At 63.6% G+C, this 14,649-nt stretch carries 6 protein-coding genes and 1 pseudogene; all 7 read left to right on the forward strand.

What is annotated here, in order from left to right; genetic code table 11:
- Positions 1–138: 138 nt before the first annotated feature.
- Positions 139–912: pseudogene (locus tag HWX36_RS10485) on the forward strand (ISL3 family transposase); the annotation flags it as partial.
- Between the two features lie 432 nt (positions 913–1,344).
- On the forward strand, positions 1,345–9,513 hold the full coding sequence (locus tag HWX36_RS10490) for a filamentous hemagglutinin (RefSeq protein WP_244136368.1): 8,169 nt from the start codon (positions 1,345–1,347) through the stop codon (positions 9,511–9,513).
- The gene (locus HWX36_RS10495; protein ID WP_175952026.1) at positions 9,510–9,929 is read left to right on the forward strand and encodes a hypothetical protein; all 420 of its coding nucleotides are present in this window, start codon (positions 9,510–9,512) and stop codon (positions 9,927–9,929) included. Before HWX36_RS10490 ends, HWX36_RS10495 begins: the two co-directional genes overlap by 4 nt.
- A gap of 191 nt (positions 9,930–10,120) precedes the next feature.
- On the forward strand, positions 10,121–10,291 hold the full coding sequence (locus tag HWX36_RS10500) for a hypothetical protein (protein WP_175952027.1): 171 nt from the start codon (positions 10,121–10,123) through the stop codon (positions 10,289–10,291).
- Positions 10,292–10,578: 287 nt separating this feature from the next.
- Entirely contained in the window at positions 10,579–12,642 is a 2,064-nt protein-coding gene (locus tag HWX36_RS10505) for a filamentous hemagglutinin N-terminal domain-containing protein (protein ID WP_175952028.1), read from the forward strand.
- Between the two features lies 1 nt (position 12,643).
- The gene (locus HWX36_RS10510) at positions 12,644–12,787 is read left to right on the forward strand and encodes a hypothetical protein (RefSeq protein WP_175952029.1); all 144 of its coding nucleotides are present in this window, start codon (positions 12,644–12,646) and stop codon (positions 12,785–12,787) included.
- Positions 12,784–14,583 (forward strand): ShlB/FhaC/HecB family hemolysin secretion/activation protein, encoded by a 1,800-nt coding sequence (locus HWX36_RS10515; protein ID WP_175952030.1) that lies wholly within the window; start codon positions 12,784–12,786, stop codon positions 14,581–14,583. The genes HWX36_RS10510 and HWX36_RS10515 overlap by 4 nt, the downstream gene beginning before the upstream one ends.
- Positions 14,584–14,649 lie beyond the last annotated feature (66 nt).

The raw sequence follows: 14,649 nt of genomic DNA on the forward strand, positions 1-14,649 counted from the left end.
GAGCGTGCGCGTGGGCGGGGTGCCGGCGCGCAATGCGTTCACCGGTCGTTCTGCCGGACCGTCAGGTCCAGTCGTTCGGCCACACGTCCATGGGGCCTATGTCTTTCATCAAGCGCCAGGGGCTGACTTGGGTTGGTAAGCAGGATTGCGCAACCCGATTGGACGCAAGTGCGCTATCTGGCGATGGACGAATTTGCCCTTCACAAGGGCCATCGCCATGCGACAGTGGTCGTCGATCCGATCGGCCGCCAGGTGCTCTGGATCGGCCCCCGACGTTCGCGCGAAACGGCTCGAACCTTCTTCGAACAGTGGCCTGAGGGCGTTGCCGAGCGCATCGAAGCGGTCGCGATCGACATGACCGCGGCCTGTGAGCTGGAGATCAAGGAACACTGCCCGCAAGCGGAAATCGTCGTCGATCTGTACCACGTCGTGGCCAAATACGGTCGCGAGGTGATCGACCGGGTGCGGGTGGATCAGGCCAATCAACTCCGACATGACAAGCCGGCCCGGAAGGTTCCGAAGTCCAGTCGCTGGCTGTCGCTGCGTAACCGCCACAACTTGAAGCCCGAGCAGGTCGTACTCCTGAAGGAGTTGCTGGCCGCCAATCAATCGCTGTTATGTGTCTACGTGCTGCGCGACGGATTCAAGCGGCTCTGGTTCTATCGGAAGCCAGCCTGGGCGGAGAAGGCTTGGAGTCAATGGTTCGAACCAGCTCGGCAAAGCGGGATTGTTGCCCTGCAAAAATTCGCCGAGCGCTTGCAGGGTTACTGGCACGGCATCGTGGCCCGTTGCCGCCATCCGCTCAATACTGAAAACACCATCAAGGTCATCAAGCGTCGAGCCCATGGGTCTCGCGACGAGGAGTACTTCTTCCTCAAGATCCGCACCGCGTTCCCCGGAATTCCGCGTTGAACCAAGAATATTCTTGGCGAGATCGACTCCTACGGTCACGATCCAGTTCATCGGCGAAACAGCGAAGAGATTAACAAAATGCGGGGCGGGTCAAGAGGCCCCGACTCATTTTGTCAGTGCTTTTGAGCATTTCTGCGATGGGATCACTCTGAAATAAATTAGAAAGGTATGCTTAACGATTGTTGACTGTCGGTCAATTTTGCGGGTGATACGCTCCGCTCGGTAAAACTATCAAACCGCGAAAGGTTGTGTTGGCGTTGGGCCGACGCAACCGAACAATAAGCCTACGCAGGGGCGGAGATCATGCGTCACAAGACAACGCAATGGGCCGGGGTCGCACGCATTGCGCAGCACAAGCTGGCACGCGAATCAGCGTGTACGGCTTATCGCTTTGCTGGTCCGGCGTGTGCCGATGTCACGCGACCCGTGTGGATGCGTTGTATTGCCGCGGTGATGATTGCCGTGATGTATTTCGCGCCGGCCGTGTTCTTGGCCGACGAAGTGGCCCATGCCGCACCGATCGTCGATCCGCACGCGCCGATCCCATTCCAGCCAACCGTCACGCAAAGCTCGGCCGGGGTCCCGGTTATCAATATTCCAGCGCCAAACGCACAGGGCATTTCCGCGTCACAGTTCCAGAGCCTTTCGGCAGGTCCCGCTGGCCTGATCTTCAATAACAGCCTTTACTCGGGGACTTCGCTGATCGGCGGGCAGGTCGGCGCGAACCCGAATCTCGCTGGGCGTACTGCCTCGGTCATCCTCGCGCAGGTCACCTCCACCGGCAGTCAGTACGCGTCCGTGCTGGGCGGGCCCTTGGAAATTTTTGGCAATTCTGCATCCCTGATCATTGCCAATCCGAACGGCATCAGCGTGCCGGGCGGCACGGCGCTGACCAACATTTCCAACCTCACGCTGACCACGGGCACGCCGCAGTTCCTCACCGGGGTGGGTGGCACGCCGACGAGTTTTGCAAATGCGGGTGCCGTCGCGTACAACGTGAGCGGCGGAAACATCACGATCGACGGGCCGCCGGGCAACGACGGCACGCCGGGCGCGGGTATCGCCGGTACGGTGGGGAACCTGGACGTCATCGCACAAACCATCAACGTGAATGCGCCGCTGAATGCCAATCAGCGCGTGAACATCATTACCGGCAACCAACTCGTCTCGCCCACCGCATCCGGATCGACCGGCGTCACCTACGGTACCGCGTCGAACGGCCTGCCGAACAACGCGACGGCCATCCCGACGGCGAACGGGTTGGCGATCGACGCGAGCCAGTACGGCTCCGTGACGAGCGGTCAGATCTACATCATTCAGAACGCCGCCGGGCTCGGCGCGAACATGCAGGGCCCGCTGTCCGCGACGGCCGGCAATGTAGTCGTTCAAGCCAACGGCGACGTATCCGTCGGTCAAACGTTTGCCAGCCAGAACGTGAACCTGGCCAGCGCAGGCAACACGACGTTAGCAGGGACGGGCCTCGCGAATCAGAACTACACGGTGACGGCGAGCGGCGACATCAGCGCACCGGGCGCAGTGTCGGCCGGGCAGAACGTCACGATGACGGCCGGCGGCAACCTGAGCGCCGCATCGGTGTCGGCGAACGGAAACGCATCGCTCAATGCCGGCAATTCGATGACGGTGGGCGCGGTGTCGGGCCAGAATCTCGCGCTGACGACCGGCACCGGCGACTTGACCGTCAATTCGTCGTTGAGCGCGCCGGGGACGATTGCAGCGAGCGCCGGGCGAGACCTGACCGTGAACGGCGCGGTGCAGGGCGGTAGCACGGTGGCGCTCGCGGGCGCCCGCAATGCGACCGTCAACGGGTCGGTGTCCTCGGTGGGCGATGCGAGCGTGACGGCGACGTCGGGTTCGGCCGCGGTCAACGGCAACCTGCAATCGAACGGTGCGGCTACCGTCACGGCGGGCCAGAACGCCACGATCGGCGGTACGGTGCAGGCGCAGGGGCCGGTAACGATCGCTGCGCAAAGCGGCTCGATTACCGGGCAAGGCAATGTCGCGTCGTCGCAGGGCGCCGTCAGCCTGAATGCCGGCCAGGCGATCGCGCTGAACGGCGCGGTGCAGAGCGGCAGCACGGTCAATGCGACGGCCGGCACGAACGCGAGTTTCGGCGGCACGGTGTCCGCGCCGGGCGCAGTCACGATCCAGGCAGGACAAGATACGACGCTTGGCGGAAACGTGACGAGCGGTGGGGCCTTGAACGTAACGTCGGGCGGCAACACCAGCGTGCAGGGCACGGCCGCGTCGGTCGGCAACATGACGCTCGCGGCCAACGGCGGCACCTTAAGCACGACGGGCAACGTGGTGTCGCTCGGGACATTGAACGCGAGCGGATCGCACGGCGTGAGCCTGGGCGGGACGGTCTACAGTGCCGGCAATGCGTCGATCGGGTCGAGCGCGGGCAGCGTATCGGTGGCCGGCGCGGTGTCGACGCCGGGCACGGTCAACATCAATGCCGGGCAGGACGCGACGGTCGCCGGTACCCTCCAGAGCGGTCAGACCGCGACGATCACCGCCGCGCGCGATGCGAATTTGAACGGCGGCCTCGAGGTCGACGGCACGGGCAACGCGAGCGTGACGGCGGGCCGCAACATCAATGGCACAGGTGCGATCAACGTCGCGAACGACACGTCGCTCAATGCCGGCAACAATGTCACCGTCTCCGGCGCGATCCAGACCGGCAACAACCTGAGTGCAATCGCTGGCCAGAACCTGGCACTCGGCGCGACCACGGCGGTCGGCACCAGCACGCTGACGGCGACGAACGGCAGCGCGATGCTCGCGGGCGATGCGCTCTCGGGCGGTGCGACCACGATCACGGCCGGTACGGACGTGAACACGCAGGGCAAGGTGACGAGCCTGGGCGATCTCGCAGTCAACGCGAAGGCAGGCAATCTCACCGCTGCCGGCCCGGTGTCGACGGCGGGCAACGCGAGCCTGAATGCCGGGCAGAACCTGACGCTGAACAGCCAAACGACCGCGTCGAAGAATGCCAACCTCACGGCGACGGACATCACGACGCAAGGGCTGGCGGTTGGCGGCAATCTGACCGCGACGGCCGCGAACACTCTCGACACGTCGGCTGGGCAGTTGAACCAAACTTTCAACGCGAGCGCCCCGGCGCTGTCGGTCGGCGGCAACGCGACCCTGTCGGGCGCGAACGTGACGACGGCGAACGCGGTGGTCGGCGGCACGACGCAGATCACTGGCACGCAAAGCCTGACGACGGGCGGTACCGCCGCGTTCAAGGGCGATGCGACGCTCGCTGGCGGCACGATCGATAACGTCGGTACGCAGATGGCGGCCGGCAACCTGAACGTGTCAGGGTCGACCGTCTCGAATTCGGGCAGCCTGTCGTCGCTGCAGACCGCGAACGTCACGGCGACGAACCTCAATAACTCGGGAACGATCTACGCGCCGACGACCAACCTCACTGTTTCCGGTGCGACGACCAACTCGGGCGGATTGCTGGCGACGAACGCGCTGAACCTGACGACCGGTAGCTTGAGCAACGGGAACGGGCTCATTTTCTCGGGCGACGTCAACCATCCGACCGCCGCCGTCGGCAACACGACCGTGACCGTCACGGGCGGCAATGGGTCGTTCGACAACACGAACGGCAAGATACTCGCGCAAAACGTCGCGACGCTGAACCTGCCGAACCAGACGCTCGACCCATCGGCAGCCAGCTATGGAACGGTCAACGGCGGCAACGGACTGAACCTCTCCGCACAGTCGGTGAACAATGCCGGGACGTGGACGTTGCCGGGAACGGCCGTCACGGTTTCGGCGGCCAACGGCATCAACAACGCCGGCACGATCAACCAAGGCACGGGCTCGCTGACCCTGAACGGTGCGGTCGGCAACTCGGGAACCGTCAACGGCAACGACCTGACGATCAACGGGTCGCTGGCGAACCAGGCCAGTGGCACGGTGACGGCGAACGACGCGTTCACATTGAACGGTTCGGGGTCCAATGCCGGCACCGTCCAGGCGGCGAACACGCTGACGATCTCCGGGACGAGTTATGACAACTCGAACGGCACGACGCGGGCCGGAAACAGCAGCAGTGCGGCGGGCAGCGGCAACTTGAGCGTGAACCTGTCCGGCAATCTGGACAATGGCGGCGGCACGTTGACCGCAACCAACGACGTGTCGATCACGGCGGCCGCCGTCAACAACTCAGCGGCTTCGTCGACGACGAACACGACGACCACCACGAAGACCATCCTCAACACGCCGCTCTTGATGTCGACCGTGATCGGCACCGAGACCGTTTACGGGATCACCGACATCGGGCCGGACGGCGGTTACCTGACGCTGGTGTCGACGACGGTGCCGGCGACGCTCGGCGGTGTGCTGTCAGTGACGGGCATCGTGCCGCCGCTGACCAGCGGATGGTCCGATGGCGCGAACTATACCAACATCGGGGTCGGCTACATCGGCGTGAGTGGGCCGCAGTCCGCGCCGGTCGCGACCTCGGGCACGGTCCAGTACGTGCAGGTGCCGACGCTGGTCGGCTACAACAGCCACGACACGCCGATGTCGAGCAACCTCTGGTACGTGCAGGGCGGCTCGGTGCCGACCAACGATGGCGACGGTACGGTCTATCCGGTCACGACGCTGACGATTCCGACCGTGACGGAAACGACCACGACGACGGGTGCCGTCGCCGGCAATTCGGTGATCGCGGCCGGCCATGACCTGAATCTCACCGCGAACAGTCTCAATAACCAGAGCGGGACCGTCAGCGCCGGGCATGACGTCAACCTGAACGTGCAGTCGCTGTCGAACGGTGGCTCGTCCGCGAGCTCGACGGTCACCGATACGGTCGACACCGCGTCGCTGACGGCTTTCATGAACGGGCTGCTGTCGATGCAGAAGTCGGGCGGCGGCGTATCCGTCTGGGGCAGCGGCAACGCGGGCGGGGCGTATGGCTGCACGAACGGCGGGGGGGACAACGGACAGTTCTGTGCGGCCGGCCCGTCGACGCCGCCGACCTCGTTCACGTTCGACTCGCCCAGCGCTGTGACCGTGCAGTCGGTCACGTCATCGACGACGGTACAAGGGGCGACCGGCCAGATCGTCGCCGGTCACGACCTGAACCTGTCCGGCGGCAATCTGACCAACGCCGGGACGCTCGCCGCGGCGAACGACGTTCATATCAACGCGTCGAGTTTCACGAACCAGGGCACGAACATCGGCACGATGACGACCACGGCCGGTTGCGCCTCGGGCTACAGCGCGGGTTGCTCGTCGTTGTCGACGACGAATCCGAACTCGCAGACGTATGCGTACCAGCAGACCAACGCCACCGTGACGGCTGGCAACGACGTCGTGATTGCCGCGGGCTCGGTTTCGAATACCTACGGCAATCTGGTGGCGGGGCGCAACGTCGTGATCGGCGGAGCCGGCACGACGGCATCCGATACGTCGAGCGCGCCGATCGCGCTCACGCAGGCAGGCAGCGCGACGAACACCTCGGGTGCGATCGAGGCAGGCAACGACGTCAGTATCAGTGCCGCGACGCTGACCAACACGATCGCGGCGCCGGTGCAGATCCACCAGAACTACGGCAGTGCAACGCCCTATACGGGCTGCACGTACAACTGCGAGGCGTATGTCGACGTGCAGTCGGCGAGCCCCGCGACGATCACGGCGAACCACAACGTCAACCTGACCGCCGGGACCTTTGGCAATACCGGGAGCCTCGTCACGGCGTTGAACAACGTGACGATCAACGCGAGCGGCAGTGCGGCGAGCGATAACCAGTACCTGTACGCGTACTGGAGCAGCGGCTTCACGCGCTACGGGACACCGTATGCGACGTGGGGATGTGCGAACAACCCTTCGTTGTGCGCGCAGTTGTACGGCAGTGCGTACAGTGCGAGCGCGCCGCAGGATCCCGCCGGCCTCCCGGATGCGGTGGGGCTGCCGGATTTCGTGCCGGGCACGATTCAGGCGGGCAACACGCTGGCCGTGAATTCGCCGACGCTCACCAACACCGGCAACGTGATCGGGCAGACCGTGAACCTGACGGGGGCGACGCTCGTGAACGGGCTGACGAATCCGAACGTCTATACGCCGCCGCCGGCCGTGTCGGGGCAGGTGATTTCGCTCGGGCCGCCGGCCGTGCCGTCGACTGCGCAGACGACCGTCAACAGCGCGGGCCTCGTGACGACGCTCGCCGGCCAGCCGACCTCGGTGACGGGCGCGGCGGGGCTGCCATCGAACACGCCGATCGGCGTGCAGACCGTGGGCAAGCCGGTCGCGCCCACCGTGCCGACGTCGAACGCACCCAACGGCACGACCGTCAAGACGATTTCGGGCGAGACGGTGCAGGTGTCGTATCTGACGAACAATCCGGCGGCGGATGTGGTGGGTTCGTTGTCGCCGGCGGCACTGATTGCTGCATTGCCGGCCAACCTGCAGCCGGGCAGTGTGCCGTTCTACTACGACCCGTACACGCAGGCGCAGCAGGTCGAACAGGCGGCGCTCGAGGCGACCGGCAAGAGCAGCTTCTATAGCACGCCGAGCGCGACCGACAGCACCAGTCAGGCATCGATCAACAACCAGGATACGGCGGCGCTGTACGGTGCGGCGCTGCAATACGCGGAGCAGCACAACGTCGCGCTGGGCACGCAACTGAGCCAGGCGCAACTTGCGCAGATCAACGCGCCGATGCTGTGGTATGTCGAGCAGACGGTGCCCGAGCCGGGGTGCACGGCAACCGGCAACGGCGCGTGCCCGACCGTGCAGGCGTTGATGCCCGAGGTGCTGTTGCCGCAGAACTACGCGGTGGTGAACGCGGACGGCGAGATTACTGGGACGAATGTCGCGCTGAACTACGCGAACAGCATCCTGAACACGGGTTCCGTGTCGGCGCAGAACCTCACGGTCAACACCGGCACGCTGACCGACGAGCAGCGCTCGACCAACGTCGGCACCATCTACAACCAGGTCGACGAAGGCGTGCTGCAAACCACCGGGACGGTGGTGCAGCAGGGCGGGTTCATGACCGCCATGAATCTGAGCCTGAACGCGCAGGCGATCGACCAGATCGACGGGGCGCTGCAAGTAGCCAACGCGGACGGCAGCGAAAACACGGCCGCGACCGCCGCGATGCTGGCGAACCTGAAGAGCCAGCTCGGCGGTAACTTCGTGCAGTCGAGCGTCAGCAACAACCTGCAGACGACCCTGATCGCCGACGACACGGGGTTCGATCCGCTGTCGATCATCGGGATGGTGGCAGCGGTGGTGCTCTCCGTCGAACTGGGTCCGGAGATGTTCGCGTTCTACAACGGCCTGATCGATCCGATCATGCTGGCCGCGACGAGCCCGTTGCTGGGCGTGCTCGGGAGTGCGGCGGCCACGGCATTGGCCGCTGGCACGACGGCGTTGGCGGCCACTGCGGCGGATCAGTTGATCTCGACAGGCAGTCTCAACCTGAAGACGACGTTCGAGACGGCCGGCGTGACGGCGTTGACGGCGGGCTTGACGCAGGGGCTGCTGGGGCCGACCGGTATCGCGAACCTCGGTAACGGCATCACACAGGGCACACCAGCCGCAACGTTGGCCAATCTCGGCAACACGGCGGAAAACATCGTTGGGCAAAGCCTGATCGGTGCCGGCGTGCAGAACCTGATCGAGGGCGGCAGCTTTGGCACGGCGCTGTTGAACAACGTGGTCAACGATGCCGAAGCGGTTGCAAATAACGCGATCGGTGCAACAAGCGATGCGCTGTCGCCGACGAACATCGCGGAGCACGCGGCGCTCGGCTGTGCAGCGGGTGCAGCAATCGGAACGGGGTGCAGCTCGTCGGCGGTGGGCGGTGCAGTTGGTGCCGTCACGTCCGGTGCGCTGGTGAATGCGGCAGGCGGCTCGAATTCGCTAAGCGATTCGCAACGGGCTGCCATTGCGGGCGCGACGACCTTAGCCGGCGGAGTTGCGGCCGGCGCGCTGGGGTTGAACGGCACGGCGGCAGCCAGCGCAGCCCAAAGCGAAGCGATCAACAATGGCTTGTCGTTCAAGTCGATCGGCAACAACCCGGAGCATAGTGCAGCAAGCGCTGGGGAACAGGAGGCGTTTCAAGATGAAGGGGCGAAATTTACGGTTTCGCCGCTCACCGGGCAGGAGCAGGTTCAGGATAGCGAGGATCAACAGTCGGGCGCGAACATCGGGCAGACGGCAGGGCAAGCCACGGGAGCGGGCGTTGCCGCTGCGGTGAATCCGGGCGTGATGGGTGGTGGAGCCCCAAACACGGCGGCTGTTCATACTGCGGCTCAGAATCTCGGTGTCAACCTAAATGCGGTTACAGTCAACAGCAACGGCGTCGCGCAGGTCACAATTGGCCTCACCAATTCGATGAGCTTCACGGACGTTCAGACGTTGGTGAACTATGCGGGGTCTTTGGGGGCAACGTCTGTTGAGGTAAATTCAGGATATCTTGCCAACCCGAAGCTTGATGGACTTCTGCAGAATTTCGCACAGAGCGGAAGATCACTTTACGGCGGGACCGTCACAATGAATCCCGGGTCTTCCGGTGATTACATCATCACGTTTCCGGTAGGAAAGAAATGAAAAAGTCAAACTGGTACGAAAATAGGATCCTGTGGCGGGCCGGAAAGCTTCATCTGGAGACCTATGCGTGGCGGCATTTCCTGCTATCGAACGAGCAGCCCGCGAGAAAAGTCATGGAGGCGGTCGGAGGGTACGGTGTTCCGCTCTTTATTTTCTGGTTGAACGATGATGTGTGGACGCTGCTTACCAATCAGTTTTTGGTTGGGAAGCTTGATGGGAGGCTGTCTTCGGTTGATCTCGATAAGCTAGAGGAAGTATCGACAGTAAACGATAAGGACTTGCCGCCGGATGAGTTAAAGCGACGTGCAGAGATCATCAGCGCGGGGGCGGAGCGGAAACATTTCTGGACGCCGGCCGGGGACGTCCATTTCTCCCTTAGAAACATTCTCGGGATGTTTCCGATAAACGTTCCGTAGTCGTTTTGTCAATCTGGACGTGGTCGCTGTAATTTGTTGCCACAAACAGCAGTGGATTGAACGTGGAGAATCTGCAACTATCCCAGACTGTGCAAACTCACCTTGCCACAAACACGGCAGTATCGGGAACAAGAGGCAGCGGGGTTTGCTTGGCTCCCTATAAGTAGGATATTGATATTGGGCGACAAATTATGAAAGTTTACGATGCCATCATTTGGATTGATGGGCCGGATAAACCGGGTCGACGGGTTACTTTGGTTGCGGAAAACTTGGATGAGGCAAAAGAAAGGTTAGAGGCTGAATATGGAAAGGATTGCGAATACACACTAAAAAGCGAAGAGGATGCGGCGAAGCGACGGTAATATGCATTCCATTACAAACAAGTCGGCGTGAGCGGCTTGTGTGTAATGGAATGGGTGAAGTATCGACAGTGATCAACGATGGCCATCCGCAAGAAGATTTGAAACGGCGCGCTGAATACATTTGTGTGGGGGCGGATAAAAATGTTTTTTGACGCCAGCTGGTACTGCCCATTTTTCTCTCAGAAATACTCTTGGGATGTTTTAAATTAATTTTCCGAAATCATGTCCATGAAGGGCGATGAAATTGGTTTTTCGGTGCCGGATTTTTTCCCTGATATGGCGGGATTATGCGAATTAAACAAATCCCTTTATGCCTGCTGTTGTTATGGGCGAGCTTGGGTGTCCCGGCACGTGCTGCAGGTATTGTTCCGAGTGGCGGTACGGCGACGTCCGTGTCGACCAGCACAAACGGCCACCAGACCGTCAACATCGCGCCGGCCATCGGTGGCGTCTCGAACAACACCTATTCGTCATTCAACGTGTCGTCGGCCGGCGCGGACCTGAACAATGCGGGCGTGAACGCGCGCACGATCGTCAATCAGGTGACGAGCACGAACCCGTCGCTGATCCAGGGGGCGATCGGTGTGCTCGGCCCGCGCGCGAACGTGATCCTGGCCAATCCGAACGGCATCACGGTCGATGGCGGCAGCTTCGTGAATGCGGGCCACGTCGTGCTGTCGACCGGTCAGGTCAGCTTCGACGACTTGACGCTCGCGCCCGGCGTGCTCCAGCGCAATGTGCTGCTGAACACGAATCAAGGCGCGATCACGATCGGCCAAGGCGGCTTGGCCGGCGACATCGTCAATCTCGACCTGATCGCCAAGCAACTCAACGTCAACGGCCCGGTCACGAACAGCTTCACGAGCTCGACGAGCGGCATCCGCGCGATCGTAGGCAGCGGCACCGCCACCTACGATACGAGCTTCTCGCCGTCGGATAACGGCCACGACTGGCTGATCGGCGCGACGTCATCCGGCGCGACCAGCAAGGGTATCGCGGTGGATATCACGGCGGCCGGCGGCCTCACCGCCGGCCGCGTGCAGCTGATCGTCACCGACCAGGGGGCGGGCGTACACAGCCTCGGCGCGCTCTACGCGAACGCCGGCGACGTCGTCGTGACGAGCAACGGAGACATCACGGTGGCGGATGGCTCGATCAAGGCGAACCACGACGTCCAGCTGTCGACCACCGGTGCGGTGTCGTTGCAGGGCGCGCAAGTCACCGCGGCGAACGACGTATCGATCGCCGCGCACGGCATTGTGCTGACCGATGACGCAACCGGCCCTTCAACCGTGACGGCTCAGACAGGGGTGGTGAACCTGACGAGCACCGCCGACATTTCGAACACCGGTAGCGTGATTCAGGCCGGCGAAACGCTGCAGAACGGCACCACGACCGGCGGCAACGTGACGCTCACGGCTGCCGGCAATATCACGAACGATTCGAGTGCCTCGAACCTCGGCATCGTGTTCGCCGCGAACGGGGCGGCCTCGCTGAACGCACAAGGCAATATCACCAACGACAACGCGCGCATCCTGTCGAACCTGGGCGTCACGCTGACGGCGCAGGGCGACGTGTCGAACCAGATCGACCATTCTGGCGGCGTCAACGGCGGCCAGCCGGCCGCGTATTCGGATACCGGAGGCAGTTTCCTGTTCTTCACGCATTCGACGAGCGGCGTGAACGTCGACTACGGGACGGTGAATCACCCAGACCAGCTCGCCTATATCGCCGCGACGGCTGGCCCGGTGTCGATTTCGGGCCGCAACGTGTCGAACACGGGCGGCGTCATCCAGGCGAATGCCGGCGATATCACGATCACAGCGCAGAACGCGTTCACGAATGCGGCGGTGTTCTCGGGCCAGGCGAGCTACGTGCAAAGCTGCTGGATCTTCTGCCACGCGAGCGCGTCGAGCACGGTCACGCCATACGGCGGCACGATTCAGGCCAGTAGCGATCCTCAAACACACGTAGGGGGCGACATCGCGATTCAGGCCGGCAAGACCGCGAGCGACATCGGCGGCACCGTCTACGCGACGGGCAACCTGAACGTTGCCGCACCGATCACCTACGCAACCGGCGTGACCGGCTACTCGGCGATCAACCAGGATCACGGCTTCAAGGCATTTTTCGGCAGTACATGGGCGGAGCTGATCGCCTTCGACGTCGGCGGCGGCTTCACAGCGGACGGCCTGGTCCGCCTGACCGGCGACGCGGTGATCGATGGGGGCTATCTGTCGGGCGGCAAGGGCGTGTCGGTCGCCGGGACGACGACCACGCTGCGCGCGCCGTCGCGCACGCCGGTCGAGATTGGCCAGCATCTGGGCCTCACGACCTACTGGTGGCGCTGACATGAAACGGTCGATCCTGAGCATCCTGTTGCTGGTTGCGTTCGCGCTCGGATGCGCACTCGTGTTCGTGCTGTCGACAGCGCCGCCTCCCTGCTTCGAAGCGCCAGCCAAGGCGCACTCGACGCCCCGCGCCTGCGAGGAATGACGATGCGCGTATCGCTCAAGATTTTGCTGGGTGCGATTCCCGCCGTCGCGATGTTGCATGCACCGGCGTTCGCACAGACCGCGCCGCTTCCCGCGGCCCGTCCAATCCAGGATCCGGCGCAGCAACTGATCGAGCAGCAGCGCGAACAGGCCCGCCAGCGTCAACTCTCGCAGCCGCCAGCGTCGATCACGATTGCGCCGACCTCGGAAACGACCCTCGATATCCCACCCGGCACGCCGATCGATGCGATTGTCGAGTCTGGCCCGACGTTTGCGGTCAAACAGATCGTGCTGCGCACGCCGGACGGCAAGCCGTTCGTGCCGCCGGGCGGCGTATCGCGCACAACACTGGAAGAGACGCTCGCTCCATTCATCGGCCACGAGCTCGGTGCGCACCGGATCAACGTGCTGCTCAAGCGCCTGACCGATGTATTCGTCGGCGCAGGCTTGGTGACGACGCGCGCGCTGCTCGGCCCGCAAAACCTGGCCACCGGCACGCTGACGGTGACGATCCAGCTCGGCCGGATCGCCGATTTTGTGGTCAACGGCAAGCCGATTCATCGGCTGAAGGCAGGGGAGGCGTCCGCCGGCGGCGGCTGGCTGACCGACGCCGGCTACGAGAACGCGTTTCCGGCATCGCCCGGCGATCCGTTACGGCTGTCGGACATCGATCAGGGCGTCGCGCAGATCAACCGTTTGCGGCGCAATCAGGCGCAGGTCCAGATCCTGCCGGGCCAGGCCGCCGGCGACTCGATCGTCGAAATCGACAACAGGCCGGGCGATCGCACCTACGCGACGCTCGGCGTCGACAACTACGGCAGTTCGGCAACCGGCGTGACACGCTACCGCGCCGGCATCGAAGCGGACAACCTGATCGGCTTGCAGGAGTCGTTGAGCCTGAACTACATCGACAGCCAGGACAGCAACGCGCTGGTCGGCTCGATCGCCGTGCCGTTCGGCCGCCACACGTTCAGCTATACGGTGTCCGATTCCGAGTACCAGCAGGTGGTCGGCACGACCGCGCTGCTGTACGGCCGCACGCTGTCGCATATTTTCGGGTGGAACTACACGGTCGACCGCACCCTCGCGGACGTCGTGAACCTCGACGCAACATTGTCGTGGCGGCGCACCGACCGCGTCGTGAACGGCATCGACCTCGACCCGCAGCGTCTCGCGGTGCTGCGCGCGGGCGTGAACTGGCTGCATAAGTTCGCACTGAACGACGCGGCCGGCAACGTGACGCTCGACGCAGGCGTGTCGCAGGGGCTGCCGTGGCTCGAAGCGGACCACGATGCGCCCAATATCGATGAAACCGACGCACACAGCCAGTTCACGAAGCTCGATGCGACAGTGATCTATGCGTTGCCGCTGCCAAAGCTCGGCGCGGTGCAGTTCGCTTACCGCGGCGCGCTCGGCGGGCAGTGGGCCAATGTAGCGCTCTACGGCTCGGAGCAGCTCTATCTCGGCGGAATGGATACGATCCGCGGCTTTCGGTCGGGCGAGATTGCCGGCGACCGCGGCGTCTACGCACGCAACGAACTGGCATGGGTGAACGTACCGGCGTGGCATGACGCGCGCGTCGAGCCGTATGTGTTTCTCGACGCGGGCAAGGCGAACCTGATCGCGGTGCCGGGATTTCCGACGCTGGCCGGCGTCGGTGCTGGACTACGCGCGCAATGGCAATGGCACGGCAAGCAGCTGTCGGGCGAACTGCTCGCCGGGCGCCAGCTGTGCCGGCCGACATCGCTCGGCTCGAAAGCGACGCTGGTGCTCGGCACCGCGAACCTGGCGTTTTGAAGTGCAATGGGCAACGTGCCGTCCCGTGTTGACCCGGGCGGGACGGATTGGGCGGTGGGCCTTCGC

The organism is Burkholderia sp. BCC0405, assembly GCF_902833075.1.
Classification (GTDB): Bacteria; Pseudomonadota; Gammaproteobacteria; order Burkholderiales; family Burkholderiaceae; genus Burkholderia.